Below are 25941 nucleotides of genomic sequence, written 5' to 3' on the forward strand. Positions count from 1 at the left end.
GGCACCGCTCGGCCGGCGCGGCGTAAGGACTCGCCCGAGGAGGGGTGAGCCACCCACGTCCTGTCCGCTCGGAATGTGGCTGTGGCACCGCTCGGCCGGCGCGGCGTGCGCTCAGCCGGGCGTCCACGGCTCGCTGAGGGCGATGATCCGCTCCACCTCGGCCTTCAGGTGCCGGGCGACGACCCGGCACGGCTGCTCGGCGACCTCGATGCCCTCGACCTCGGTGTGGACCGAGCCGATGACGAAGATGTTCTCGTCGTTGAACTCGTTGGCGGGCGCGGTGTAGTTGAAGCTGCCGGCGACGACGACCTGCTCGTCGATCACCATCAGCTTGTGGTGCAGCTTGCGCAGCCCCGAGAAGACGCCGGAGCGCCGTGGCACGAACAGTTCGATGTTGTCGTGGACCAGCCACGCCGGCGCCGCCCAGTCGTGCGCTGCCTGCGTGCGGTCCACGACGCCGCGCACCTTCATGCCACCGCGAGCCAGGGCCAGCATCGCGTCGTCGATCCCCGAGGAGCCGGCGAAGGTGAAGATCGCGAAGACGATCTCCTCGGTGCCCTTGAGCATCTGCTTGACGATCTCGAGCTCCGGCGTGTGGTCCGGGGCGAAGAGGACCTTCACCGGGACGCCGCCGAGGTCGTAGACCTTGGGCACGTCCCCGTGCATCCGTCGCCCGAACGACCCGGCCCGCAGCTGCTCCACCTCGGCGAGGTACTGGCGGCACACGAAGGCGCTGCGGAAGACGAAGACGTGGTTGAGGTTGCGGTGGGTGTCGGTGAGGGTGAAGTTCGCCGACCCGGACAGCAGGGCCGAGGTCGGCCGGGCGCGGCCGTCGTAGTCGCGCAGCACGAACTTCTGATGGAAGATCCGCGGGTTGTAGTCGCCGCGCACCTGGACGTCGGAGCGCAGCAGCGCCGCGAGGATCCTCCGGTTCTCCGCGAGCTCGGTGTCGTCCTCCAGCCACTGCACGCGGTGCAGTGCCTCGGCGGCCGTCTCGCCGGGACGCGGGACCGGTGGTCGCGGCGGGTTGCCGACGAGCGGCGAGCGCAGGTAGTCCTGCTCGAGGAAGAGCTCGACACGTACGCCGCGCCAGCTGGCGTCGAGGATCGCCTGGGCGATGGCCGGGCTGTCCAGCTCCTGCACGGCGATGGCGAGGGTGGAGCGGGCGCCGGCGACGAAGTCGGTGATGACCGCCTCGAGGTCGTCGGCCGCCCCGAGCTCGACGGGCCCGACGTACGCCTCGATCCTGCCGTCGGCGAAGGCGCTCATGTCAGCTCGTCGGCGATGACCTTCAGCAGCTGCTGCCGCGCGACGTTGCTCGCGGGCAGCAGGCGCTGCAGGAGGTCGAGGTAGTCGGTCACCGACGCCCGCTCGCGCTCGCTCAGCCCCTTGCGGAACGCGTCCCGGTAGGCGTCGGTGACGTCGAAGGCGATCGCGGCGAACTGATTGCGCTCCCGCGGGGACATCGACGTGGCCACAGGGGTGCGCAGGAGCGCCTCCACCAGCAGGCAGTCGGCCGCGCCGAGCTGGGCGAACGGCTTCGGCGACCAGCGCTCCCGGCGGGCGGACTGGAGCAGCTCGGCCACGGTCTCGAGGTCCTGCTCGGTGGTCAGCACCTGCTTCGCGGGGCGCTGGGACCGGATCCATCGCAGGGTGAGCTCGCCCAGCCGGCAGTATCGGTCCGGGCGGCGCGCCTGGTCGTACGCGTCGGCGGCCTGGGCGAACGCATCCCAGGCTTCGTGCAGGGCGGTGTCGCTCCGCACGTGCAGCCACAGCTCGTGCTGCTTGTAGTTGGCCGTGAGCTTGAGGCGCTCGGGTCGTTTGGCCACGTCGGCACGGGCGCCTTCAGGGTCCTTGCGCTTGTCGGCGTCGCTCCTGGCGAGGACGTCCATCGTGTCGAGGACCTGCTCGGCATGACGGAAGCACCCCCGCGCCTCCCTGCGCATGCCGTTGCGAGCGTGCTTGGCGCCCAACCGTACGTGGGCGGACACCAGCTGGTCGACGACGTTGAGGGCGGCCACCGAGCTCCAGGTCTCGAGCGCGGAGCGGAAGGAGTCGATCGCCTCGGCGTAGCAGCCGAGGTTGCGCCAGATCTCCCCGATCGTCTGCTGCGCCTCACCGTCGATCCACTCCGGCGGGGCTTCGCTGACGACCTTGCGCAGGCTCTCGCCGATCGATGCGACTGCGTCGAGCCGGTCCCGTTCCCCCGACGGCAGGCGTGCGGAGGAACGCGCGAGGTTCGAGAGTCGGTCCCGCACGGACTTGGGGTTGGTCAGCTCAGGCAGTCCCGGAGCGGCGGTCTCGCCCGGCAGCTTGAGGGCAGGAGGCCCGTAGACCTGGTACGCACCCCAGGTGGACGTGCGCGAATCGCTCCTGAGCACCTCCTTGCGAGCCGCCAGCGAGGCCGGACCCAGCTCGTGCCCGGTGAGGAACTCCTCGTAGAAGGTGGTCGCGAAGACGGCGGCGGCACTGTCCGAGACGGCCCACCCGGCCGCGACGACTCCGCGCACTCCGTTGTCGATGAGCTGGCGCGCGATGCCTGCGGCGAACCGGTCGGGTCGCCACCCGGGCCGACCGCCGCGGACCGAGGACTGCTGTGCGGCTCCCGGGGGTGTCGAGGCACCGAGCTCCGAGCCGAGGTGGCAGCAGTTCAGGAAGACCAGGTCGGGCGTGGTCTGCATCTGCTGGATCTCGAGCGCGGTCAGCCAGTCTCCTGGTCCGATCACGACGCCCGGTCGTCCGCGCGCGTCGCTGCGCGCCAGGTCGTGGCGGACGTCGCCGTGCGCGGCGATGTGGATGATGCGGTAGTCGTGGGCGTAGAGGGCGTCGAGGATGCTGGTGGTGCACACGGAGTCGTCCTCCTCGGAGGCCGAGATCTGGCGCTCGACCACGTAGCCGTGTGATTCCAACGACCGGGCCACGCGGTTGGCCTCGTGCCGGGCGCCGGCCAGCGGGGGCCAGCCGACCGCCCTGGGATCGCCGATCACGAGCGCGCGGTCCCCGGACGCCGGCCGCACCGACTGCCGGAAGGTGGTCGTCTCCAGGCGTCGCACGATGCCCACCTCGCCGGCGAGGGGGACGATGGCGTCGTCGTACGAGCGGGTGGCCAGCATCTCGAGCGGCAGGCTCGCAGCGTGCTCGTCGAGGATGAACATGATGTTGTCGCTCGGCCTTCCCTGCCCCTTCATGTGGAGCGGCACGAGCAGCTCGTACAGGGTGTTGTGCGCGCGGTCGCCGGCCTCCATGTCGGTGTGGATCGACTTCTGGATGACCTGGTCGATCACCCGCCGCTGCGTCGAGGTGACCGTCGTCTCCGCTCCAGCGTTGCGGCCGAGCTCCGTGAAGGTCAGGTCCACCAAGTCGCCCGGACGCTCGGCGTCCGGGGACGCCGGCGCCACGGAGCCGAGCTGGAGCGCGGCGGGAGCCGATGCGGTGACCCGGATGGTGCGCCAGCGGTCGTCGAGGTAGCCCGCGGTCATCGTCCCCTTGCGGCCGCCCGTGCCGATCTGGAGCGCGGTCACCGTCTGCAGGACGTCGTCGTCGGTGGTGCCGTCGGTGCGGGCCAGGTTCGTCGCGGCATGGAGGGCGAGCACGGCACGGTCCTCGTAGAGCTCGATGAGCTGGAGCGAGCCCACGACCGGCGGGCTCTCCCACGCGTCGTGGGGCGCCTCGTCGGGCGTCCGTCGCAGGTCTCGCAGCCGTCGGTTGGCCCGCCGGACACCGGTGATGATCGCGTTCACCGACGTGTCGATCGGCAGCGCGCCGGAGCCGACGGTGCCGACGAGGACGCAGGACACCTCGAATCCGCGGCTCTGCTGGCCGCGGCCCTGTCGGGCGACCGGGCCGACGTGCAGGTTTGCCGCCGCGAGGCGGAGCACCGCCTGGGTGATGCTCGTGGTCAGCTGTCCGGGCGTCAGCTCGCCGGGCGCGCCCATGCCGATGACGGCAGCAGCCGCACCCTCGAGGTGAGGACCGGTGAACAGCTGGATCGTGCCGGTCGAGCCCGGGTACTGGCCCAGGATGCGGTGGGTGGACAGGGCCCCGTCCAGGCGCTGGTCGAGGGCCTTCTCGGCGCCACCGATCGGCGTGCCGTCCTGCGCGCCCACGATCCACGGCCCGTCGCCTACCCGCAGGTCGCCGTGGGTGACCCGCACCAGAAGGCTGACCGGCTGTCGCGCCGAGTCCTCGCGGATTCCCAGGGCCAGCCGGGCGAGCTCGTCGGCAGTGGGGAACAGCATCGGGGGATGGACCGCGTCCGGTGCGGCGCCTGCGGGCTCACGGTCCGGCTCCTCGACGGGGTCGAGCACCACGCCGGGGTCGGGTGCCTCGACGGGCTGGGTGGCCGGGGGCGTCACAGTGGGTTGACCGGCCACGAGTCCGACGGGGCGGTGGCCGAGTGCGAGGCGCCGCAGGTCCTGGAGCACCTCCGGGCTCGTCAGGATCGAACCGTCGGGGGCGCGACTCAGGTAGTGCTGGCACGGGCGCGCGAGCGGGCCGTGCCCGGAGTGTGCGTTGTCGTGGACGCACACGAACATGGGTGTGTCCGGCCGGAGGAGGGGCGCGGCGACGAGGCCCTCGCTGCGTGCCCGGAACGCCTCGAGCCCGGCTAGGCGCCGCCCGATCTCGGCAGCTGTCGTGGACACGTCGACGAGGGCGAGCGCCCGGGTCAGGCCGTCGTCGCCCTCGGCCCTTCGGTTCATCCCTGGACGCCCTTCGAAGGCGGGGTCGAGGAGCACGGGTCGACGTGAGGTCCCGGCGCAGGCGTCGAGGGCGAGCAGGGCGCCGACGCCGTGCCCGAGCACCAGGCAGTCCCGGGAGGCTCCCGTGTCGTCGTCCTTCGCGGGCAACGCGTCCAGGAGCGCGCGCAGCCGCGCGCTGGACTGCCCGAGCGGACGACGCCAGTCCCAGGGGAACGCCTTGACCACGAAGGTCTGGCGCAGGATCTTGACCAGGTCGTCGTACGGGGCTGCAAGCGCCGAGCCGTCGGGCTCTGCGAGGTCCGGCGGGCGTCCGTCCGGACCGTCCGGCGTGATCACCTTCTCGACGCCTCGACGTGCGACCGCCCCGGGAGCCGGCCAGATGACGCTCCCCGGCTCGTCGGCTGCGTAGAGCACCGAGCCCATCAGGTCCGGCACGATCACCAGGGTCGGGCCATCGACGACGTCGCCGCGGCTCGGACGGATGGTCGTCGCGCTCGCCTCCCCGCCGCGGCCACCGGCCGCCGACGCCAGGACGTCCGGTGCCAGCGCCCGACGGATCGCCTCTCGCGAGGCCGGCGTCCGGAAGTAGCCGAAGTGCGTGTGCTCCGGGCCGCGGAAGGGCTTCAGCCTCACCGTGTCCGTACGGTCCTTGCGGGGCATCCCGCCGTCCATGGCATCGGTGTTCACGACCAGGTCGTGGTCACCTGAGAAGAACAGGTCGGGCAGGGCGAGGGCGATCTTGCCGAGGATGCCCTTGCCCTGCACGTCGCCCATCACCGGGAGCAGGCCGTCGTCGACGGGCCGCTCGACGCCCGCGAGCGTCGCGACCAGCGCTGACTCGGGCACCATGCACTCCAGGCCGGGCACCGCCCGCACGTCGAGGTGCTGCTCGAGCAGCACCAGCACGACCTTCTTCACGACGCTGAGGACGCCCGCGGCATCCAGGCCGGGCACGAGCCGGAGCGCGTTGAAGAAGTAGCTCGCCCAGGTGTCCACCTTGCGCGAGGCCAGGAGCGTGCCGCGGGCGGGGCACGCGACCCTGACGAACCGCTCCACGGAGAGGTGCTTGTGCTCGAGGAGGGTGAGGAGGTCGTCCCACGCCTGCACGTCGGGGTGGTCCTGCTGTCGGCGGCGGGAGTAGGCCAGCGTGGAGGGGTTGCCGTACAGCGCGCAGCTGAGCACCTCGCCGACGAGCCCGCCCCGCGAGTGGCTCAGCAGGTGCAACCGGGCGCCGTCGGGAAGGGCCCGCGCCAGGTCGAGCGCGTTCTGCACCGGAGTCTGCGAGAGGGTCTGGTGCTCGAGCGCCAGCAGCCGGCCGGGGTACTCCTCGAGCAGTCGGTCCCAGTCCGCGGTCCCCTGCTGGCGCAGCCCGCCGAAGGAGGCTTCGGTGTTGGAGAAGGTCCCGTGCAGAAGGACGAGGCAGGGCTCGTCGGGCGCACCGATGTCGGGGTCGAGGTTGTCCGGGAGCAGGAGCAGGTCGTCGCTCACCGCGTACAGGCCCCGGTCGCGGGCGTGCCCGCGGGACGTCTCATGGCTGGGCCGGTCGAGCCGCTCGGCCAGCTTGCGCACCAGCTCGCGGGCGGTCGGGTCGAGGAGCTCATCGAGGCCGAAGCCGGCAACCTCCCGGCCGAGCTCGGCCACGTCGCCGCCGATCGTGCTCTGCACGACCGCGCGGATCGCGGTTCCCATGCCTCGCGTGACCGATGGTAGGGCGAGGTCGAGGCGCCCGCCGCGCGACTGCGCGGCCCGGCCGGCGGCCTCGGCGGTCAGGAAGGCGGTGACACCGTTGGTGTCGGTGACCTCCAGGACGTGGCGGTCGTCGACGTCCAGCTCGACGGCCTCACCGCGCGAGCGTGACGCGTCCGTGGTCGACACCTGCCGGACCACGCGGTAGCCGATGTCGGCGAGGTCGCGGTCCACCTCGTCGCGCGCGGCAGGCTCGACGTCCTCACCGCGAACCGTCAATCTCTCGACCATTGGGTCCCTCCCCGTCAGCGCGCTGCGGCACCGTGCCGGTGGGGCGGGGTGACCCGGCCCTCGCCGGTGTCGACGGGCCCTGGCCCGGACACGGAGGCCCGAGACGTGAACGGCCGTCCCCTCCACGGTCCTCCCGCCGCTCAGGCCTGACAACCGCGGTCCTGCCGCGGTCTGGACCAGCGCAGGCGAGTCACGCTGGAGTCACGCAGGCGAGCGCACCCTGCGCGCCGGGGGACAGGTCGTCCTCCGTCATCGGCTCGCCCACGGGGCGGGAGGGGGAGGCTCGCCATGACGCACCACGACCGAGGTACGGGGACCTGCGGGTGCCAGGGCAGGCCGGCCCTGGTCTTCGACGAGGAGGGTGACCTCGTCGACGACCTGTCGGTGCTCGGGTCGCCGCCCGCCACGCTCCCGCACGCTCCTCTTCCGTCGCCCGGGTTCCGCCGCCCCTGCAGCACTGCCCGGCTCAACGGGTCGTGGCTGCTCCAGGTCCGTCCGCTCGTCCCGGCGTTCCCCTTCAGCGAGGTCCGCGGACCGATGCGGATCGAGGTCGGGCCGGCGTCGCTGCGCATCAGCGGCGACGTGTACGTACGGCGCAGCGGCGTCATCGGCCCCGTCGTCCCGCACCCCTTCGGTGGACCCGTCCGACCCGGCGACCACGGCTCCGCCCACGGCGACGAGGACTGGGGCGAGGACCTGGGCGAGGACTGGAGCGAGGACGTCGCCGACGTCAGCGAGGATCGGCGCGGCGTCCTGTTCCCGCCGCTGCGCTGGTACCCGCAGCTGCCGAAGAACGAGTACAGCTGGTACTTCCGCTCGACCGGCGTCAGCTGGTCGGGAGGCGAGCTCTCGTTCTCGTTCGTGCGGCACCTGTGGGACCGGACCACGCAGGACTTCGTGTCGACAGACACCGGACGGATGACGCTGCACTGCCACCAGCCGCTGCTCGAGCCGATCTTCCGTCCCGCGACCATGCAGGGCACGGCCACCATCGGCCGGCGCAGGTACGCGCTGACCGCCACGAAGACCTCCACCTTCTACCGCGGGTGCCGCGTCGAGGTCGACGCGATGACCGGCCGCGCGTGGCCGGCGTCCGCCACGACGGCGGGCGGCGTCACGTCGACCTTCCAGAACGTGTACGCCTCCGCCGGCTGGGACACCCCGACCACGCTCGACGAGGTCACCGTGCCCGACGACGCGTCCCTGACCAACGCCGAGCTGCAGACCCTGCTCAGCACCCACCGGGGCACTGCCACGGCCGACCAGTGGCGGCTCTGGCTGCTCGTCGGATCGGCGCAGGGCACGACCTTCGGCGTGATGTTCGACCAGGACGCGGTGCCGCGCGAGGGTGCGGTCGGATTCGCCGACGCCACGTTGTCGGACCTGCCGATCATCGAGGCCGGTGCCCGCAACCGCCCGCTCGACGAGGTGCCGGCGGCGTTCCTGCGCACCCTCGTCCACGAGGCCGGTCACGCCTTCAACCTGTTCCACCCCAAGCACGACGTCCACGTCCCGGGGGTGGGCACCGAGATCATGAACCAGACCGGTGACGTGATGGGCTTCGCCACCGCGGCCAACCCCTACCCGGGCAACGCGACCTTCGCCTTCAGCGCGCACGACCGGACCTCGCTGATCCACTCGCCCGACCCGCAGGTGCGGCCCGGCTGGAAGGGGTTCGGCTGGGGCCACGGCAGCCTGTCGTCGGGCCTCCCGGAACCGGCCGACGCCGAGGGCCTCGTCAACCAGGACGACGCCGCCGACCTGACGCTCGACCTGCGCCTGCCCGATGAGGTCTTCGTCGGCCAGTACGTCACCGCGGCGGTCGTGCTCACCAACACCGGCGACGCCCCGCGCGAGGTGAGCACGCGGCTCAACCTCTCCGAGGGCGACCTCCGGCTGCTGCACGCCCTTCCCGGCGGCGAGGTGGAGCAGGTCCGCGACGTGGTGCTCGCGTGCGGCCCGCCGCAGACCACGGTGCTGCAGCCCGGCGAGTCGATCACCTCGCACGTGCAGGTGTTCTTCACCAGCGAGGGCGTCACCTTCGACGTCCCGGGCCGGCACGTCGTGCGCGCGGAGTTCGACGCGCTCGGCTGGGCGGCCGTACGCAGCCAGCGGGTCGCGGTGCACGTACGGATGGCCGGCACCGAGGAGGAGCGCGGCGTCGCCGCGGTCACCCTGGACCCCGGCGTGGGCGTGGCGTTCGCGCTCGGGGACTTCGGTCGCGACGAGGCCGTGAAGGCCGGGCTCGCGGCCGTCGCCGAGGCACAGCCGGACACCGACACGGGCGGGGCGGCAGCGCTCGTCCTCGCCAACTCGCTCGCCCGGACGCACCAGGACTACCGGTCCGGCGGGACCCGGTCCGCCAGTGCCGCGGAGGCCAAGCACTTCATGGACCTCGCCGCACAGGGCCGCACGGCCGAGGAGCTCGTGACGCTCGCGGTGACGGTGCCGAGCCCGATCGAGCGCGAGGCACCGGTCGTGGCCGACGCGCTGGCCCGGGCGAAGCGTGCCCGCAAGCCCAAGGCCGACCTGGCCCTCGCGGAGGAGCTGGCCGCGGACTTCGTGGCACCATCGGGGCGGTGACCGGACTGACCCTCACCCTCGACGCCCCAGCCGAGCTCCCGCTCGACGAGGCGCTCGTCGTCGTCGTGCGGTTGCGCAACGACGGCACCGAACCGGTCGTCACGAGCAGCCGGCTCGACCTGGCCGAGGGCGACCTGTCGGTGTGGGTGGGACGCGAGGGCGCGGACCGGGTCCGGGCCGAGTGGCCGTGGCCGGTCGACTCCGGCCGGCGGGAGGTGACGCTGGCCCCCGGCGACGAGCTGGTCGGGTCCGCCCTGCTGCTCGCCCCCGCGGCGCGGCTCTTCCCCGTCCCCGGCGACTACTCGGTCGTGGCCACCTTCGCGCCCCGGCCCGACGCCGAGGTCGCGTCGGCGCCGGTGTCGGTCCGACGCACGGAGGCGTACGACGATGGTGGCCGCGCGCGCCGGCGGGCGCTGGAGGACCCCGAGGTCGTGCAGAGCATCTGCTCGATGAGCGAGATCGGCTCGGCGGCCGAGAGGCTGGACCTGCTCGCGCGCACCGGGGCTCCCGTGGCGCGCCTCCTGTCGGCCACGGTCACGTCCGTCACGGCCGACCTCGGGCCTGTCGTCGACGAGGCCGTCGGTGCCACCGACGCGGTGACCGTGGCCGCGGCGCTGGCGTCGGTCCTGCCGCCGGGGCTGTTCCCCGGCGACGAGCGGCTGGCCCTCGCGGCCGACGCGGCAGCGGACGCCGTCGCAGGCTCGGGCGACACCACCGCGGTGGCCCTGCTGTCCGGCGCCGCGACGCCCGGCTGAGGCCGGGTCACCGGTCGAGCCAGGCACCCGCCCGCATCACCCGGACGACCTCGAGCCGGTCGTCGAGCACGACGAGGTCGGCGCGACGGCCCGCCTCGATCGCGCCCACGTCGGCCATCCCCCAGGCGGAGGCAGGAGCGGTGCTGGCGGCGTGCACGACATCGAGCAGTGGCAGCCCGGCGGTGCGTACGGCGAAGCGGACCGCCGCGTCCATCGTGAGGGTCGAGCCGGCGATCGCGCCGTCGCCGCTGTCGTCCGCCAGCCGGGCGACGCCGCGGCGGACCTCGATCGCCATCGGGCCGAGGCGGTAGTCGCCGTCGGGTGCGCCGGCCGCGGCCATCGCGTCGGTGACGAGGATGCAACGGCGGGGCTTGGCGGTGAAGACCGTGCGGAGCACGGCGGGGTGCAGGTGCACCCCGTCGGCGATCAGCTCGACGTCGACGGGCGCGTCGAGCAGGGCGCCGACCGGGCCGGGGTCGCGGTGGTGCAGGGGACGCATGGCGTTGAAGAGGTGGGTGCCGAGGCGGGCGCCCGCGTCGATCGCGGCCCGCGCCTCGTCGTACGTCGCGTCGGTGTGGCCGATCGCGACGAGCACGCCGGCGTCGGCCAGACGGCCCACGGCGTCGAGGCCGCCGGGCAGCTCGGGGGCGAGGGTGACCATCCGGACGGCGCCGCGCCCGGCGGTCAGCAGCTCGTCGATCGCGCCCGGCGTGGGGTGGGTGAGGGCACCGGGCTGGTGGGCGCCCGAACGCCGCGGGCTGAGCCAGGGGCCCTCGAGGTGGATGCCGGCGAGCCGCCCGTCGTCGACCAGGAGCGTCAGCTCGCGCACCGCCTCGGCCATCCGGCCGGGGGTGTCGGTGACCAGGCTGGCGGCCATCGACGTGGTGCCGTGGGCGAGGTGGGCGTCGGCCGCGACGGCGGCCGCGTCAGCCGTACCGGTGTCGAACGAGGCGCCGCCTCCGCCGTGGACGTGGAGGTCGACGAAGCCGGGCGTCACCGTGACGGGGCCGAGGTCGACGTCCGCGGGGCGCGGCGGTGCGCCCTCGCCGACCTCGACGATGCGGTCGCAGTCGAGGAGCAGCCACCCCGGCGCGAGGATCCGCGCCGGGGTGACCACGTGTCGAGCCGTGAGGAGCATGCTCACGCGCGCGTGTCCGCCTCGGCCAGCGACTCCTCGCCCTCCTCCTCACGACCCGGCGTCCGGAGGTTCCACCTCCGGATCACGAACCGGAACAGGAAGTAGTAGAGGGCCGCATATCCGAGGCCGATCGGGATGATCAGCAGCGGCTGGGTCGCGATGTTGAAGTTGAGCAGGTAGTCGAACAGACCCGCCGAGAAGCCGAATCCGTCCTTGACCCCGATCGCGTTGACCAGCGCGAGAGAGGTGCCGGTGAGGACCGCGTGGATGAGGTAGAGCGGCCAGGCCACGAACATGAACGCGAACTCGAGCGGCTCGGTCACGCCGGTGAGGAACGCAGTGAGCGCGGCCGAGAGCATGATGCCGCCGACGGCCTTCTTGTGCTGCGGCTTGGCCTCGTGCCAGATCGCGAGGGCGGCGGCCGGGAGCGCGAACATCATGATCGGGAAGAAGCCGGTCATGAACGCGCCCGCGGTCGGGTCGCCCGCGAGGAACCGGGCGATGTCGCCGTGGACCGCCTCGCCGCCGGGCGGCGTGTACTCGCCGAAGATGAACCACGGCGGGTTGTTGAGGATGTGGTGCAGGCCCAGTGGGATCAGCAGCCGGTTGAGCGTGCCGTAGACGAAGCCGCCGAGGACCGCGTTGTCGGTGACCCACTCGCCCAGACCGGTGATCGCCCAGTCGAAGGCGGGGTAGACGAAGCTCATCGCTACCGAGATCGCCACGGCGGCGAAGGCGGTGATGATCGGGACGAAGCGCCGCCCGCCGAAGAAGGCGAGGTAGGGAGGCAGGGAGATCCTGTGGTAGCGCTGCCAGAGCCAGGCGGAAACGAGCCCCATCACGATGCCCCCGAGGACGCCGTAGTTGATGAGCTCCTGGGCGGCGTCGCCCTCGGGCTCACCGAGGATGACGGGGGACATCGCGTCGCCGACGCCCTTGAAGACCAGGTAGCCGACCACGGCAGCGAGGGCGGTCGAGCCATCGGCCTTGCGGGCCATGCCGATGGCGATGCCGACGGCGAAGAGGAGCGGGAGGTTGGCGAACAGCGCTCCTCCCGCCGCACCGATGACCGCGGCCACGCTGTCCCAGCCCAGGCCATCGGGCCCGAGCAGGTCGTCGGCGCCGAGGCGCAGCAGGAGTGCCGCGACCGGCAGCGCCGCGATGGGGAGCATCAGGCTCCGGCCGAACTTCTGCAGGGGCGCGAGGTTGAACCTGCGCCCGGTCGTGCCGCTCGCGGCGGCGTCCTGGGTTGTCACGAGGATCGATCCCTTCTGGTGGTGCTGGTTTTCCCGGTGGCGCCCGGGGTGGCGCCAAGGCTCATGTGGACCTGGTAGCGGTCGCCGCGGTAGCGCGAGACGACGTGCTCGACAGGTCGGCCGGCCGCGCTCGAGACGCGGCGGAAGACGAGGAGGGGCGTGTGCACGGGTGCCTCGAGCCGGCGCGCGGTCGCGCCCTCGGCGGCCTCGCCCCACAGCGTCTGCTCGGCAGCGTCGATGACCAGGCCGTACTGGTCGGCGAAGAGCGTGTAGAGCGACCCCGTGAGGTCGGCGGTGTCGAGGCCGGGCAGGAGCTTGCAGGGATACCACCCCTGCTCGATCGCCATCGGCTGCCCGTCGGCGAGGCGTACGCGGTCGATGCGCCACGCCGTGCCGCGCGCTCCCAGGCGGAGCGACTTCACGACGTCCGCGGGCGGCCGCTCCTCGTCGACGCGCATCAGCCGGGTCGAGGGGGTCAGCCCTCGGCGGCGCATGTCCTCGGAGAACGACGCAAGGTGCAGGTGGCTCTCGACGCGTGGCCGGGCGACGAAGGTGCCCTTGCCCTGGATGCGCTGCAGCAGCCCGTCGGCGACCAGGCCGTTGATCGCCTTGCGCACCGTGTCGCGGGAGACGTCGTAGGTCGCCATCAGCTCGCGTTCCGACGGGATGGCCGTGCCGGGACCGAGGTCGCGGGTCGCCAGCTCGGACAGTGCGTCGCTGAGCTGCGCGTGCTTGGGCCGGGGGCCGTCGTCGATCCTGCGGGCCATCTCACCTCTCGACTCTGAGTCGATCCATTGGTACGGTCTGGTACGTACCAGTTGGGAGCATGGCTCCCGCACACCGACCTTGTCAAGGACTCGCATGAGCAGCACCGCCAGGACCACCGCCACCCGGATGGCGTCCGAGATCGCCGAGCAGCCCGACGCCGCACGCCGCACCTTCGCGCACCTGCGGCCCGAGCAGGAGCGGCTGCGCGAGGCGTTCACCGGTCGCCGGCGGGTGCTCCTCGTGGCGCGCGGCTCCAGCGACAACGCCGCGATCTACGGCCGCTACCTGCTCGAGGTCTCGGCTGGCATCCCCTCCGCACTGGCCGCGCCCAGCGTCGCCACGCACTACCGCGCGCGGCTCGACCTGTCCGACTCGCTCGTCGTCTCGGTGTCGCAGTCGGGCGCCACCGCCGAGATCGTCGAGACCCAGGAGTGGGCCCGCGCGTGCGGCGCCGCGACGGTCGCCGTCACCAACGTGGCCGGGTCGCCGCTGGCCGACGCCGCCGACGTGGCGCTCGTGACGCAGGCCGGTCCCGAGGTCGCGGTGCCCGCCACCAAGACGTACCTCACGCAGCTGGTCGCCCTCGCCGTCCTCGCCGACGCGTTCGGCGCCGAGTCGTCGCTGGCCGGCGACCTCGAGCGGGTGCCGGACGTCGTGGCGCGACTGCTCGACGCCGACGTGTCGGCTGCGGCCGAGGCGCTCGCGGGCGCCGACCGCGTGGTCGTGTCCGGACGCGGGTTGCTGCTCGGCACGGCGCTGGAGACGGCGCTCAAGATGGAGGAGACGTGCCTGCGCCCGGTGCGCGGCTACTCGTACGCCGACCTACGCCACGGCCCGATCTCGGTCGTGACCGAGGGCCTGCTGGCCGTGCTGGTCGCCTCCGCCACCGGACCGCTCGCGGAGCCGATGGCCGACCTCGTCCGCGACCTCCAGGAGCGCGGTGCCCGCGTGCTCGGCATCGGCGGCACCGCTGACTTCGCCGGGCTCTGCGACCTGCACCTCGCCGGCCCCGACCTGCCCGAGACGGTCGAGCCGATCGCCTCGATCGTCCCGTCGCAGATGATGATCGAGCAGATGGCCCGACGCCTCGGCCTCGACCCCGACAACCCCCGCGGACTCAACAAGGTCACCCAGACCGACCGCTGACACCACTCCCCACGAAAGGTCATGACATGAGCAGCAAGGCAGAGCAGATCCTGGCCGGCCTCGGCGGCGCCGACAACGTCGTCGAGATCGAGGCCTGCATCACCCGGCTCCGCACCGAGGTCAAGGACGGCTCGCTGGTCGACCAGGCCGCCCTCAAGGCCGCCGGCGCCCACGGCGTGATGGCCTCCGGCACCGTCGTCCAGGTCGTCGTCGGCCCCGAGGCCGACAACCTGGCCGACGACATCGAGGACCTGATGTGACGCACGTACTCTCGCCGTGCCCGGGCCGCGTGGTCGCGATGGCCGACGTGCCCGACCCGGTGTTCGCCGAGGAGATGGTCGGACCCGGCGTCGCCATCGAGCCCGACCCAGGCCTCACGACCGTCGTGGCGCCCATCGCCGGCACGGTCCTCAAGGTGCTGCCGCACGCCTTCGTCGTGCTCGGCGACGGCGTCGGGGTGCTGGTCCACCTCGGCATCAACACCGTCCGCCTCGAGGGCGAGGGCTTCGAGGTGCTCGCCACGCAGGGCAGCGAGGTCGCCGCGGGCGACCCGATGATCACGTGGGACCCGGCCGCCCTGCCCGAGACCGCCGGCGGCCAGGACGTCTCGCCGGTCGTGCCGGTCGTGCTGATGGACGGCGTGAAGGGCTCCGTGACCAGCGACGCGATCGGTGGGACCGTCGCCGCCGGCGACCTGCTGTTCGCGACCCCGTGACCGGGCCCGCGGTCGCGGTCTCGGCCTTCCTGCTCGACCTCGACGGCACCCTCGTCGACTCCGAGCCGCTCCACCGCGCGTCCTACGAGGCGTGGTTCGCCCACCGCGGCTGGGAGCTGCCGGACCTCGCCATCTTCACCGGCCGCCGCGCCGAGGACGTCTTCGCCGTCGAGCCCGGGCCCTGGTCCGGGCTCGACCCGACCGGGCTGGCCCGCGAGGTGGTCGCCTTCGTCCCCGACGAGCCGCCGGCCCCGGTGCCAGGGGCACGCGAGCTCCTCGTCGCGGCCCGCGCGGCGGGCGTACCGCTCGCGATCGTCACATCCGCCGGCCCCGACTGGGTGGAACGCTCGCTGGCGGCGCTGTCCCTGCCCCTGGACGGCGTCGACCTCGTCGTCACCGCGCGTGACGTCGTCGACGGCAAGCCCCACCCGGCGGGCTACGCCCTCGCCTGCGAGCGGCTCGACGTCGAGGCTGCGCACGCGGTCGCCGCGGAGGACTCGCCGGCGGGCGTGCGGGCGGCGCTCGGCGCCGGCGTGCGCCGCGTGCACGGCATCCGTACGACGCACGTGCGCGAGCAGCTCAGCGCTGCAGGCGCGGTCGAGGTGCACGACGACCTCCGCCCGCTGTTGGCCCTCCTGCCGTCGTGATCCCGGTCAGTCGGTGACCCGGTCGCCCACCGTACGGGCGTGCGGGCGCCCCGGGTCGTCGAGCGCCGGGGAGGCCTCCCCGGCCCGCAGCGCCTCGAGCTGCGCGCACACGGCGGTGCCGTAGAAGAACGCGATCGACGAGAGCAGCGCCCACAGCAGCAGGGCGAAGACGCCGGCGAGCGGGCCGTACACGCTGCCGAACGACCCGTTCAGCGAGACGTACGCCGCCAGCCCGGCCGTCGCGAGGCCGGTGAGGACGACTGCGATGCTCGACCCGAGGGCCAGCCACGACAAGGCGGGCTGGCGGCGTCGCGGCGCGTGGTCGAGCAGCACCGCGATCGCGAACACCAGCAGGCCCAGGCCGAGCGGCCAGCGCAACACGTTCCACCAGAGGACCGAGCGTTCGGACCACCCGTAGTTCTCGGCCATCGCGTCGCCGAGGGCGAGCCCGCCGACGATCATGACGAACCCGACGCCGACGGGCACGGCGAGCACGGCGGTCAGGACCGCGGCGCGGCCGTACTTGTGGAGCGCCTTGCGGTCGCGCCGGATGCCGTAGATGCGGTTGGCGCCGCGCTCCACCTGGGCCATGGCGGTCGTCATCGACAGGAGCGCGAAGCCCAGGCCGAAGAAGAGCGCCACCTCCCCGGCGAGCTCGGACGTGTCCGAGTCGTCGATCGCCGAGGCGAGCGCGTCTCCGTCGCCGGAACCGGGTGAGAGCGAGTCGACCACGTGCGCGACGACGGCGGCCGGACGCTCCTCGTCGAGGTCGGAGGCCAGCCCGGTCAGGGCGAGCATGAAGGGGACGAGGGCGAGGCAGGCCTGGAGCGCGAGCGCGCGCGAGTTGGTGAAGCCGTCGCCGTAGCGGAACCGGACGAACGACTCCACCGCGATCTTCTTCAGCCCGTGCTCCCGCGCGAGGTGCCACGCGTCGAGCGCGTCCAGCTCGTCACCGTCCATCTCCGTGGTGACGGGCACGGTCCGAGCGGTGGTCATGGGCGCACCCTAGGCCTCCTCGCGTGCAGGTCAGGAAGCTGCCCGGACGACAGCGGTGACGGCCGACCCCACGTCGGGGAGCGAGCGCAGCTCGGCCGCGACCTCCCGGCAGCGCCGGCCCATCGCGTCGTCGGCCAGGCTCGCCCGTGCCTGCTCGGCGATCTCGCTCGGCGTCGCTGTCGCGGCATCGGTCGTCGAGGCCAGTCCCAGCTCCTGCGCGCGTGGGCCGGCTGGGGGCCCAGCTCAGGGACCTGGGGCGGGGGGCCCTGGCGCCGCCGGGACCGCGGCAGGTCTAGACCTCGCCCGTCCGACCGCGCCTCCGAGGCGCTCGCGCGAGTGTGCGGAAGGAGAATTTGCGGGTCTGTCGTCGTGCGGACCCAACCCATCTCCCGCGCATCGGCATTCAAGCGGTGTCAGAGGACCGCGGTGGCCGGAGGGAGGCGAGATGCGACCCGACGAGGAGGAGCGCTTCGCCGACTTCGTGCGTGCCCACAGCGCCACGCTGTTCCGCACCGCCTACCTGATGACAGGTGACTACCAGCGCGCGGAGGACGTCCTGCAGGACTCCCTGGTCAGGATCTGCCAGCGCTGGTCGCGCATCGACCAGATGGCCTCGCCGCTCGCCTACGCCCGCAAGGTCGTGGTGAACCGGGCGGCGTCGTGGTGGCGCAAGAAGTCGTCGCGGGAGACCCCGATGCTGCTGCACCACGACCCTGCGTGGGGCGGTCACCTCGATGAGGTCGTCGAGCACCAGCGGGTCTGGCAGGCGGTGCTGGCCCTGCCCCCACGCCAGCGTGCGGTCATGGTGCTGCGCTACTACGAGGACCTGACCGAGGCACAGATCGCCGAGACCCTGGGCGTGGCGACCGGGACCGTGAAGAGCCACAGCCACGCGGCCCACCGTCGCCTGCTCGAGGTCCTCGGCGAACCGGCCCTTCCCAGCGAGGGGGCGACGCCATGAGCCTCGACCAGGTCCTCGGCGACGCGGCGCGCGGACTCGCCGCGGACCTCGTGCCCCCCGAGGTCGACCTGGGCGCGCTGCACCGCGGTGCGCGGGCCCGGCGGCGGCGTACGCAGGCGGCGGTGGTGGCGGCCGCCGCCCTGGCCGCCGTCACCACCGGTGCCCTCCTGGTGGACGGCCGCGCCGACAGCTCCCCCCAGCCCGTCGTGCCCGTGCCGCCGCCCACCAGCACGCCCACCAGCACACCCACCAGCACGCCCACCGACGAGGAGCCGGTGTGGAGCCCGGACGCGCTGTCCGCACGGGAGGTGGTGCTCGACGAGCGCGCGAGGGCGCGCGCCACCGCGGTCGCGGCCGGCGACCCCGACACCCGCCTGGCCGTGTGGGCAGCTGACGGGCGCACCGGTGTCGCGGTGACCACGGACGCCTACCGGACCACGACCTACGTCTCGGTCCCGCGACTGCAGCCGGCGGCCTACCAGGCCCTCAGCCCACGTGACGACGTCTTCCTGCTCTCCCACGTCAACCACACCGACGAGTGGCTCGTCGGTGCCGACGGATCCGTGCGGGGCGTCGACCGGGTCCGCCGCGAGGTCCTCCCGCAGGACGAGCGCCTCTGGTTCCAGTGCGCCGACGGCGGCTGGCGCTCGGCCTGGTGCGCACTCGACCCGGACGCCGCGACGGCGTACGTCTGGCCCGAGGAGTGGGACGGATCGGCCGTGCCTCCGGGACCCGACGTGGTGCCGTGGGGCGCCAACCCCGAGCCGCGCTCCGTCGGCGGGACGGGCAGGCTCGAGGTCTGGTGGGGGACCGGAGGTGCACGGCAGGTGCGCACGCTCGCGGACGCGTCGTACGGCGACTACGTCCTGGACTGCGGGCCCGGCCTGATGGCCCTGTGGTCCGTCGCCGCGCCGGGGGCGAGTGTGGACATCCACTCCAGCACGGACGGCGGCGCCACCTGGCAGGTGACGTCGTACGACGCCCCGACCGCGGACCAGTGGTGGAAGGTCCGGTGTGCGCCCGACGGATCGTTCATCGCCGTCGACAGCGAGCGGGGGACCGTGGTGTGGCGGGCCGCGAGTGGCGACGACGCCTTCCGGCAGGTGCTCGCCGCGCCCGCGCCGGCCGACTCGATCGGCGGCGCGGACGTGCGGACCGTCGCCGGTCGCGTGCTCGCGAGCGGCGAGGGCGTCGTGGGGATCTCCGAGGACGCGGGCTCGACGTGGACGAGGCTGGAGGACTGGCGATGAGACGAGTGCCACGTGCGATGGGCGTCCTGCTGGTGCTGGCGCTGGCCGGCTGCGCGGGGGATCCGGCCGCGGACCCGACCTCCGAACCGGCGCCCGGGGAGTCGTCCACGGGCGGTGCGCCGGCGGCGTTCGAGCCGGGGAGCTCCGCGCCGGTGTGGTGGGACGCCGACGGACTCCACCGCGGCGAGCTGGTGGAGCCGACCGCGGTCCCGCTGGGGGCCGAGGAGGGGATGGTCGGCGGCGCCGCGACGAGGCACCTGGCGCTGGTGCGCACGGGTGCGCTCTACCGCGACCACCGCGACGGCCGGGTCTGGTTCCACCCGTGGGGCGACTCGCCGCGGGTGGTGGGCAGGAGCACCGCCGCCGGGCCGGGTGGAGACACGGAGGGCGACACCGCAGCCTGGTTCGACGGAGACGAGCTGGTCGTCTACGACACGGTGCGCGACGAGGTGCTCTCGCGCACGCGGGAGCCGGTCGGCGTGAGCGATCGCGCGGAGTACGCCGAGCACGTCGGCCACGGGAACGGCTGGGTCCACGTGTCGCCGACGCAGGTGGTGTGGCGCTACGGCGGCGATGCGTCCTATGCGGTGGCCCGACGAGACCTCGTCGCGGGGACCTCGGAGTCGCCGTGGCACCCGCGGCCGTCGTCCGGCACGGCCCGGCGCTTCGTCGACCTGAGCAGCCACACCGCCGCGTGGGTGGGCGGGCACGCGCACGGAGGACGCGGCACCTTCGTCTACGACAGCGATGAGACCGAGGGCACCACGGCCGTCGACGCGGTGCTCGAGTACCCGGGCCGCCTGAGCCCGGACGGCTGGTGGCTGCTCACGGCCGAGATCGCGGACGGGACGCACGGCGTCGCCTTCACCGACCTCCGCTCGGGCGAGACCTGGAAGCCCTTCGAGCAGTCCACCTACGCCTTCTTCTCGTGGGCCTACGGCGACGTCGCGGTGATGCTGACGAACCGCCGCGCTCCCGACGGTCCGTGGACGCTGACCAGCTGCTCGGCCTCGACGCGATCCTGCACGGACCTCGACCACCGGGGCGCTGTCGCCCTGCCCAACCCGTAGACGAACGGCGCCACGAGCACCTCGGGACCTCCCCCTCGGGACACACCCGCACACCAGAGGAGACAGACATGTACCGCATCCACCGCTACCTCTCCGGCCTCACCACCGCGGCCCTCGCCGCGGGGCTCGTCGCCGCTCCGGGCGTGCCCGCCGCAGCCGGACCCGCCACGTCCGCCGAGACGGCGCTCGACTGGCAGGGTGCAGCACTCACGACCGTGCCGTTCTCGCCGGCGCAGGCCCTCTACCTCTCGTTCACCAGCACGGCGGTCGACCGGGCCGCCCGCAAGAGCCTCAGGACGGCGAGCTCGTCGGAGGTCGCCGCCGTCGCCCGCGCAGCGCACGACGTGCTCGTGGAGTACTTCCCCGGCTCGGCCGGTGCCCTCGGCGCGAGGCTCGAGGCCAGCCTCGCCCAGGTGCCCGACGGTCCCGCCGAGACCAGGGGCTCCCGGATCGGGGCGGAGGCGGCGGCGGACGTCATCGCGTCGCGCGAGGGCGACGGTCGAGGTGACCCCTCCATCGTCTACACCGCCCAGCCCGGCGTGGGCGTGTGGGTCGACCCGCGGCCCATGGCGACGCCCTGGTACGGCTTCGTCGACCGTGTCGACGGTGGTCGCCCCGTCGTCGTCGACGGTCCCGACCCGGTCGGCAGCGCCGCCTACCGCGCCGACCTGGCCGAGGCCCGGGACGACGGTCGTTCCGGGGCAGACCCCGTCAAGGCCGCGACGGCGACGTTCTTCAACGTGCCGGCGTTCGCGCTCTACCGCAACGCCCTGATCACCCACCTGCGCGCGCACCCGCTCGAGCTCACCGAGGTGACGGACCTGTTCGCCGACCTCGACCGCGCCACCGCCGAGGGCATGCGGCAGACGTGGCGGCACAAGTTCACCGAGGGCTTCTGGCGACCCAGCGCGGCGCTCACCTCAGACGACGGCGACCCGCTCACCGAGACGGTGCCCGGGTGGACGCCGGTGCTGCCGGTGCCGCCGTACCCCGACTACCCGAGCGGCCACGGGACGCTGACCGGTGCGTTCGCCGAGACGGTGCGCTGCCACCTCGGTGACATCGCGCTGACGTTGAACGGAGCAGGTGCTCCCCGCACGTACGCCAGCCTGGCGGCACTCGAGCAGGAGGCCTTCATGTCACGCATCTGGGGAGGCATCCACTTCCGCGACGCCATGGACGACGCCTACCTGATCGGCCACACGGTCGCCAGGCGCACCTGCGGCTGAGCACGGCGCGGTGGCCGGGTGTCGGTCGGCGCCGCCAGACTGGGGTCATGACGGCTCGGGACCACATGACGCAGGTGGAGCAGCAGCCCCGCCGCTTCTACGACGGCGGGACGCTGACCACCGAGGCCGGTCCGGGCGAGCCGCCCGACCCCGGCTCGGACCCGCGCATCGTGCTCGAGCGGCACGCGGAGGAGGGCGTCGAGCTGTTCGAGCTCGAGCGACGCATCGCCTACCTCGACCGGCACCTCGGCGAGCTCCTCGTGCCCTCGCACGCCGACTTCCGCACCGACCTGACATCGGTGCCGGCGCTGTTCACCTGGCTGGTGCCCAAGACCGGCGCCCACCTGCCGGCCGCGCTGCTCCACGACGCGCTGGTCGCCGGCCGCGGGGACCCCACGTCCTACGTCTCCACCGACGGGCACGAGGTCGACCGGGTCGAGGCGGACCGGGTCTTCCGCGACGCGATGGCCGACACCGGCACCGGCGTGGTCCGTCGCTGGATCGTGTGGACCGCGGTGACCGTCGCGACGATCTTCGTCGGACGGTCCGTCCCGTGGTCGCGGGCCACGCACTGGTCCTACCGGGGCGCGGCCGGGGTCACCATCGCCTCGATCGTCTACCTCGGCTACAGCGCGACCAGCGACCTGTTCGACCGGTCCTGGGCGGGTGCGGTCGACGTGCCGTGGATGGGCGACCGGCCGTGGTGGGCCGAGGTGGCCGGCGGGTTCGCCGGCGCCGTGGTGCTGCCGCTCGCGCTGAGCCTGCTCTGGGGGCGGCTGCGGATGGCGGGCGCGATCGCCGGGGTGATGCTCGCCGTGCTGCTCCACGTCACGCTCGGGCTGGCGCTGATCGCAGCGGCGTACGTCCTGCTCGAGCGACTGGCCCGGCGCTCGTCGCTCGCGGCGTGGGCCCTCGCCGGCGTCGTGGTGGTCGGGTCGCTGGTGGTCTTCGCCGTGCTCAGCCTCGGTTGACGCCGATCTCGGCGAGCCAGCGCGCGGCGAAGGTGTCGCCTGGCAGGTCCTGCATGACGAGCTCGAACCCCGCGCGGCCCGCGACGACGACCAGGCCGAGGGCGACCGCGGTCACCACCATGCCGTTGACGTTGCGTGGGAACCGGCTCGGCACCGTCCGGACGCGGTGCCACCCGCCGACGAGCCCGGACGTCACGATCGCCGAGACGACGCTGGCGAAGGCGGCGCCGATGACGGTGCCGAGGAGGTCGAGCCGGCTGATGAGGATCGCCGACGTCGCCGCGGCGGTGGCGCCGGCGACGAGCTGCGGGAGGCTGAGGTCGAGGAGGGGCTGGCGGTCGTTCCGGTCGGGCTCGTCACGACGGAGGGAGGGGGAGTCAGGCATCTCGCGGTGGGGGTGGGGGACAGGGCTTCCCCTGTACGACGCTCCGCGCCCGCCGATCGTTTCCGATCGTGAGCGACCTCACCTGGGCGACGACGTCGCGCCGGTCAGCGCAGGGAGTAGGTCGCGAGCGAGACGCCGACGTAGTGCGCGGCGAACGCGAGCACCGTGAACGAGTGGAAGACCTCGTGGAAGCCGAACCAGCGCGGCGAGGGGTTGGGCCGCTTGAGCCCGTAGACGACACCGCCGAGGGTGTAGAGCACGCCGCCGACCGCCACCAGCACGAGCGTCGCGATCGCGACCCCGCTGCTGAACCTGTCGGCCCCCTCCATGAACTGCGGGATGAAGAAGACGGCCGCCCAGCCGAGCGCGATGTACATCGGGGTGTAGAGCCAGCGCGGCGCGTCGGTCCAGAACACCCGGAACAGCACGCCCCCGATCGCTGCGGCCCAGACGACGACCAGCAGCGTGGTGCGCGCCGAGCCGTCGAGGAAGAGCAGGGCGTACGGCGTGTAGGTGCCGGCGATGAGCACGAAGATGTTGGCGTGGTCGAAGCGGCGCAGGAACGCCCACGTGCGCGGCGACCAGGTGCCGCGGTGGTAGATCGCGGAGACGGTGAACACCAGGAGCGCGGACAGTGCGAACGCCGCCGAGCCGATGCGGGTGGAGGCCGTCGGCGACATCGCGACGAGGACGATGCCGGCCGCGAGGGCGAGCGGTGCGGTCGCGGCGTGCAGCCAGCCGCGCAGGTGTGGCTTGACCTCGGCCATCTTGTCGGCCATCACCTCGCCCGCACGCTCCACGGCGTGCTCGACGCGGTCGCGCGGGGTCATGCGACGGTCTCCATGGGAGGAAAATACCCGCTCTGCGGTCAGGCGCGCAGTCGCCGTCGCGGAGTCACCGGTCACACGGCGTTACGATCGGTCGGTGGTCAACGTGAAGGACGCCGTGCGACGGGTGCTCTACCCGGCCTACGAGTCCCGGGTGGTGAAGCGCCTGCCCCACGACCAGATCCCGAAGCACGTCGGCGTGATGCTCGACGGCAACCGTCGCTGGGCCAAGGCAGTGGGGCTCAACACCGCCGAGGGCTACCAGGCCGGTGCCGACAACATCCGCCCGCTCCTCGGCTGGTGCGAGGAGGTCGGCGTCGAGGTCGTCACGCTGTGGCTGCTCTCCAGCGACAACCTCACCAACCGCCCGCCCGAGCAGCTCACCGGTCTGCTGGCGATCATCGAGGGCGCCGTCGAGTCGCTCGCCGAGGCCGGTCGCTGGCGGATCCACCCGGTGGGCGCGCTCGACCTGCTGCCGACCGGGACGGCCGAGCGGCTCAAGGCGGCCGAGGAGGCCACGCGCGACATCGACGGGCTGCTCGTCAACGTCGCGGTCGGCTACGGCGGGCGGCGCGAGATCGCCGACGCCGTACGCGCGCTGCTCGCCGACCATGCGTCAAGGGGCACGTCGCTGGAGGAGCTCGCCGACATCATCGACGTCGAGCACATCGCCGAGCACCTCTACACCAAGGGCCAGCCCGACCCCGACCTGGTGATCCGCACTTCCGGCGAGCAGCGCCTCGGCGGGTTCCTGCTGTGGCAGTCGGCCAACTCGGAGTTCTACTTCTGCGAGGCGCTGTGGCCCGACTTCCGACGCGTCGACTTCCTGCGCGCGATCCGGTCGTACGCCGCGCGCGAGCGCCGCTTCGGCGGCTGAGCGCCTCGACCGGAGACGTCATCCGACCGTCACCTCGCGTTCGGGCGTGTCGCCCCGGATCGGGGTCGCGGCGGGCGTACTTTCGCCGGTATCGGCAGGTGGGGAAGCTTGCCGAACCGGGAGGAAACCTTGGGCACTCAGATGGGAGCTCTCCGGTCCGTTGAATGACATCGGGCCGGGCGAGGAGTGCGCGCGCCGACCCGCAGCAAGGGGTTAGTCGTGGCCAGCAAGTCCTCACCCAGCAGCTCCGCATCGCCCGGCTCCACCGACGGTGACCGTCGGACCTACGTCCTGGACACCAGCGTCCTGCTCGCCGATCCGGGCGCGCTGACCCGCTTCGCCGAGCACGAGGTCGTGCTCCCGGTGGTGGTGATCACCGAGCTCGAGGGCAAGCGCCACCACCCCGAGCTCGGGTTCTTCGCCCGCTCGGCCCTGCGGGCGCTGGACGACCTGCGCGTCGTCAACGGCCGCCTCGACGAGCCCGTGTCGATCGGCACCGACGGCGGCACGCTGCGGGTCGAGCTCAACCACACCGACGCCGCCTCGCTGCCGTCGGGCTTCCGGCTGGGCGACAACGACACCCGGATCCTCGCCGTGGCCCGCAACCTGGCCGACGAGGGCCACCGGGTGACGCTCGTCTCCAAGGACCTCCCGCTGCGGATCAAGGCCTCGGCCGTCGGTCTCGACGCCCAGGAGTACCGCGCCGAGGCGATCAGCGACTCCGGCTACACCGGCATGACCGAGCTGGAGGTGCCGGCCGCCGACCTCGACGAGCTCTACGAGGACGGCGTGATCGACCTCGCCGACGCCCGCGACCTGCCCTGCCACAACGGCCTCGTGCTGCTCTCGGAGCGCGGCACGGCGCTCGGTCGCGTCGGTGCCGACAAGCGGGTGCACCTCGTGCGCGGCGACCGCGACGCCTTCGGCATCCACGGGCGCTCCGCCGAGCAGCGGGTCGCCCTGGAGATGCTGCTCGACCCCGAGGTCGGCATCGTCTCGCTCGGCGGTCGCGCCGGCACCGGCAAGTCGGCCATGGCACTGTGCGCCGGGCTCGAGGCGGTGATGGAGCGGCGCCAGCACAAGAAGGTCGTGGTCTTCCGCCCGCTGTTCGCCGTCGGCGGCCAGGAGCTCGGCTACCTCCCCGGCTCGGAGAACGAGAAGATGTCGCCGTGGGCCCAGGCGGTCTTCGACACCCTCGGCGCGCTCACCGGCAAGGACGTCATCGACGAGGTGATGGACCGCGGGATGCTCGAGGTGCTGCCGCTGACCCACATCCGCGGCCGGTCGCTCCACGACGCCTTCGTCATCGTCGACGAGGCCCAGTCGCTGGAGCGCAACGTGCTCCTGACCGTCCTGTCGCGCATCGGCGCCAACTCCAAGGTGGTGCTCACCCACGACGTCGCCCAGCGCGACAACCTGCGGGTGGGACGCCACGACGGCATCGTCGCGGTGGTCGAGAAGCTCAAGGGCCACCCGCTCTTCGCCCACGTCACCCTCACCCGCTCCGAGCGCTCGCCGATCGCGGCGCTGGTGACCGAGATGCTGGAGGACGTCACGCTGTGACCCACCTCCCGTACGCCCCGGTGTGACTGCCGGGGCGTACGGGATCGGTGTGAACGGTGTGACGCAAGGGGCGCTGGCAATTGTGGGGTTCGGTTTGCGTGGGTCTCGGGGCTCATGCATGGTGGCT

Annotated in this window: 21 protein-coding genes; 13 read left to right on the forward strand and 8 right to left on the reverse strand. The window is 73.0% G+C overall.

Going from position 1 to position 25941, the window contains the following annotated elements:
• Window positions 1-111 precede the first annotated feature (111 nt).
• Both EXE59_RS08845 and EXE59_RS08850 read right to left on the reverse strand, forming a co-directional pair.
• Window positions 112-1269 carry a phospholipase D-like domain-containing protein gene (locus EXE59_RS08845; RefSeq protein WP_168218454.1) on the reverse strand — a complete coding sequence of 386 codons (1158 nt, stop codon included), beginning with the start codon at window positions 1267-1269 and terminating at the stop codon, window positions 112-114.
• Window positions 1266-6665: a CHAT domain-containing protein gene (locus EXE59_RS08850; protein ID WP_168218455.1), complete on the reverse strand. Its 5400-nt coding sequence runs from the start codon at window positions 6663-6665 to the stop codon at window positions 1266-1268. The genes EXE59_RS08845 and EXE59_RS08850 overlap by 4 nt, the downstream gene beginning before the upstream one ends.
• A gap of 300 nt (window positions 6666-6965) precedes the next feature.
• On the opposite strand from EXE59_RS08850, the gene EXE59_RS08855 reads away from it, so the two are divergent.
• Complete coding sequence (locus EXE59_RS08855) at window positions 6966-9260, forward strand: hypothetical protein (RefSeq protein ID WP_135838578.1); 2295 nt, start codon at window positions 6966-6968, stop codon at window positions 9258-9260.
• Entirely contained in the window at window positions 9257-10015 is a 759-nt protein-coding gene (locus EXE59_RS08860; protein ID WP_135838579.1) for a hypothetical protein, read from the forward strand. The genes EXE59_RS08855 and EXE59_RS08860 overlap by 4 nt, the downstream gene beginning before the upstream one ends.
• 7 nt (window positions 10016-10022) lie before the next feature.
• On the opposite strand, the gene nagA is transcribed toward EXE59_RS08860, so the two are convergent.
• From nagA to EXE59_RS08875, 3 genes are read right to left on the reverse strand one after another with little or no spacing between them, the layout of a single operon-like run.
• Entirely contained in the window at window positions 10023-11153 is a 1131-nt protein-coding gene (nagA, locus tag EXE59_RS08865; protein ID WP_135841203.1) for an N-acetylglucosamine-6-phosphate deacetylase, read from the reverse strand.
• Between the two features lie 2 nt (window positions 11154-11155).
• On the reverse strand, window positions 11156-12409 hold the full coding sequence (locus EXE59_RS08870; protein WP_342777201.1) for a PTS transporter subunit EIIC: 1254 nt from the start codon (window positions 12407-12409) through the stop codon (window positions 11156-11158).
• Window positions 12406-13176 (reverse strand): GntR family transcriptional regulator, encoded by a 771-nt coding sequence (locus EXE59_RS08875; RefSeq protein ID WP_135838580.1) that lies wholly within the window; start codon window positions 13174-13176, stop codon window positions 12406-12408. Before EXE59_RS08875 ends, EXE59_RS08870 begins: the two co-directional genes overlap by 4 nt.
• 94 nt (window positions 13177-13270) lie before the next feature.
• Here EXE59_RS08875 and EXE59_RS08880 point away from each other — a divergent pair, with 94 nt between their 5' ends.
• From EXE59_RS08880 to EXE59_RS08895, 4 genes are read left to right on the forward strand one after another with little or no spacing between them, the layout of a single operon-like run.
• Window positions 13271-14323 carry an SIS domain-containing protein gene (locus EXE59_RS08880; RefSeq protein ID WP_246056644.1) on the forward strand — a complete coding sequence of 351 codons (1053 nt, stop codon included), beginning with the start codon at window positions 13271-13273 and terminating at the stop codon, window positions 14321-14323.
• A 26-nt stretch (window positions 14324-14349) separates the two neighbouring features.
• A complete protein-coding gene (locus tag EXE59_RS08885; RefSeq protein ID WP_056908300.1) occupies window positions 14350-14583 on the forward strand; it encodes a PTS sugar transporter subunit IIB in 234 nt (77 codons plus the stop codon).
• Window positions 14580-15038, forward strand: a complete 459-nt coding sequence (locus EXE59_RS08890; RefSeq protein ID WP_135838581.1) for a PTS sugar transporter subunit IIA — start codon at window positions 14580-14582, stop codon at window positions 15036-15038. Before EXE59_RS08885 ends, EXE59_RS08890 begins: the two co-directional genes overlap by 4 nt.
• On the forward strand, window positions 15035-15685 hold the full coding sequence (locus EXE59_RS08895) for an HAD family hydrolase (protein ID WP_135838582.1): 651 nt from the start codon (window positions 15035-15037) through the stop codon (window positions 15683-15685). The genes EXE59_RS08890 and EXE59_RS08895 overlap by 4 nt, the downstream gene beginning before the upstream one ends.
• A 6-nt stretch (window positions 15686-15691) precedes the next feature.
• On the opposite strand, the gene EXE59_RS08900 is transcribed toward EXE59_RS08895, so the two are convergent.
• Window positions 15692-16681: a YihY/virulence factor BrkB family protein gene (locus EXE59_RS08900; RefSeq protein WP_135838583.1), complete on the reverse strand. Its 990-nt coding sequence runs from the start codon at window positions 16679-16681 to the stop codon at window positions 15692-15694.
• Window positions 16682-17126: 445 nt separating this feature from the next.
• On the opposite strand from EXE59_RS08900, the gene EXE59_RS08905 reads away from it, so the two are divergent.
• From EXE59_RS08905 to EXE59_RS08925, 5 genes are all read left to right on the forward strand, one after another.
• The gene (locus EXE59_RS08905; RefSeq protein ID WP_135838584.1) at window positions 17127-17642 is read left to right on the forward strand and encodes a SigE family RNA polymerase sigma factor; all 516 of its coding nucleotides are present in this window, start codon (window positions 17127-17129) and stop codon (window positions 17640-17642) included.
• The gene (locus tag EXE59_RS08910; RefSeq protein WP_135838585.1) at window positions 17639-18892 is read left to right on the forward strand and encodes a beta propeller repeat protein; all 1254 of its coding nucleotides are present in this window, start codon (window positions 17639-17641) and stop codon (window positions 18890-18892) included. Before EXE59_RS08905 ends, EXE59_RS08910 begins: the two co-directional genes overlap by 4 nt.
• Window positions 18889-19962: a hypothetical protein gene (locus EXE59_RS08915; protein WP_135838586.1), complete on the forward strand. Its 1074-nt coding sequence runs from the start codon at window positions 18889-18891 to the stop codon at window positions 19960-19962. Before EXE59_RS08910 ends, EXE59_RS08915 begins: the two co-directional genes overlap by 4 nt.
• Before the next feature lie 68 nt (window positions 19963-20030).
• Window positions 20031-21191, forward strand: coding sequence for a phosphatase PAP2 family protein (locus EXE59_RS08920; protein ID WP_135838587.1), 1161 nt, complete (start codon window positions 20031-20033; stop codon window positions 21189-21191).
• A 47-nt stretch (window positions 21192-21238) separates the two neighbouring features.
• Window positions 21239-22162, forward strand: coding sequence for a DUF1353 domain-containing protein (locus EXE59_RS08925; protein ID WP_135838588.1), 924 nt, complete (start codon window positions 21239-21241; stop codon window positions 22160-22162).
• On the opposite strand, the gene EXE59_RS08930 is transcribed toward EXE59_RS08925, so the two are convergent.
• Window positions 22149-22547: a hypothetical protein gene (locus EXE59_RS08930; RefSeq protein ID WP_135838589.1), complete on the reverse strand. Its 399-nt coding sequence runs from the start codon at window positions 22545-22547 to the stop codon at window positions 22149-22151. The two genes, EXE59_RS08925 and EXE59_RS08930, sit on opposite strands and share 14 nt — an antisense overlap.
• Window positions 22548-22651: 104 nt before the next feature.
• Window positions 22652-23377, reverse strand: a complete 726-nt coding sequence (gene trhA, locus EXE59_RS08935; RefSeq protein WP_168218456.1) for a PAQR family membrane homeostasis protein TrhA — start codon at window positions 23375-23377, stop codon at window positions 22652-22654.
• A gap of 94 nt (window positions 23378-23471) precedes the next feature.
• Between trhA and EXE59_RS08940 the strand changes: the two genes are divergently transcribed.
• Both EXE59_RS08940 and phoH2 read left to right on the forward strand, forming a co-directional pair.
• Window positions 23472-24251, forward strand: coding sequence for an isoprenyl transferase (locus EXE59_RS08940; protein ID WP_246056646.1), 780 nt, complete (start codon window positions 23472-23474; stop codon window positions 24249-24251).
• Window positions 24252-24470: 219 nt separating this feature from the next.
• Window positions 24471-25814, forward strand: a complete 1344-nt coding sequence (gene phoH2, locus EXE59_RS08945; protein ID WP_135838591.1) for an RNA 5'-3' helicase PhoH2 — start codon at window positions 24471-24473, stop codon at window positions 25812-25814.
• Window positions 25815-25941: the final 127 nt, after the last annotated feature.

Origin of the sequence: Nocardioides eburneiflavus, assembly GCF_004785795.1 — a bacterium.
Classification (GTDB): domain Bacteria; phylum Actinomycetota; class Actinomycetes; order Propionibacteriales; family Nocardioidaceae; genus Nocardioides; species Nocardioides eburneiflavus.

Coding starts and splice junctions, on each gene's coding strand:
- EXE59_RS08845 (WP_168218454.1), bottom strand. CDS start 1,269: ATGAGCGCCTTCGCCGACGGCAGGATCGAGGCGTACGTCGGGCCCGTC.
- EXE59_RS08855 (WP_135838578.1), top strand. CDS start 6,966: ATGACGCACCACGACCGAGGTACGGGGACCTGCGGGTGCCAGGGCAGG.
- nagA (WP_135841203.1), bottom strand. CDS start 11,153: ATGCTCCTCACGGCTCGACACGTGGTCACCCCGGCGCGGATCCTCGCG.
- EXE59_RS08875 (WP_135838580.1), bottom strand. CDS start 13,176: ATGGCCCGCAGGATCGACGACGGCCCCCGGCCCAAGCACGCGCAGCTC.
- EXE59_RS08880 (WP_246056644.1), top strand. CDS start 13,271: ATGAGCAGCACCGCCAGGACCACCGCCACCCGGATGGCGTCCGAGATC.
- EXE59_RS08885 (WP_056908300.1), top strand. CDS start 14,350: ATGAGCAGCAAGGCAGAGCAGATCCTGGCCGGCCTCGGCGGCGCCGAC.
- EXE59_RS08900 (WP_135838583.1), bottom strand. CDS start 16,681: ATGACCACCGCTCGGACCGTGCCCGTCACCACGGAGATGGACGGTGAC.
- EXE59_RS08905 (WP_135838584.1), top strand. CDS start 17,127: ATGCGACCCGACGAGGAGGAGCGCTTCGCCGACTTCGTGCGTGCCCAC.
- EXE59_RS08910 (WP_135838585.1), top strand. CDS start 17,639: ATGAGCCTCGACCAGGTCCTCGGCGACGCGGCGCGCGGACTCGCCGCG.
- EXE59_RS08915 (WP_135838586.1), top strand. CDS start 18,889: ATGAGACGAGTGCCACGTGCGATGGGCGTCCTGCTGGTGCTGGCGCTG.
- EXE59_RS08920 (WP_135838587.1), top strand. CDS start 20,031: ATGTACCGCATCCACCGCTACCTCTCCGGCCTCACCACCGCGGCCCTC.
- EXE59_RS08925 (WP_135838588.1), top strand. CDS start 21,239: ATGACGGCTCGGGACCACATGACGCAGGTGGAGCAGCAGCCCCGCCGC.
- EXE59_RS08930 (WP_135838589.1), bottom strand. CDS start 22,547: ATGCCTGACTCCCCCTCCCTCCGTCGTGACGAGCCCGACCGGAACGAC.
- trhA (WP_168218456.1), bottom strand. CDS start 23,377: ATGACCCCGCGCGACCGCGTCGAGCACGCCGTGGAGCGTGCGGGCGAG.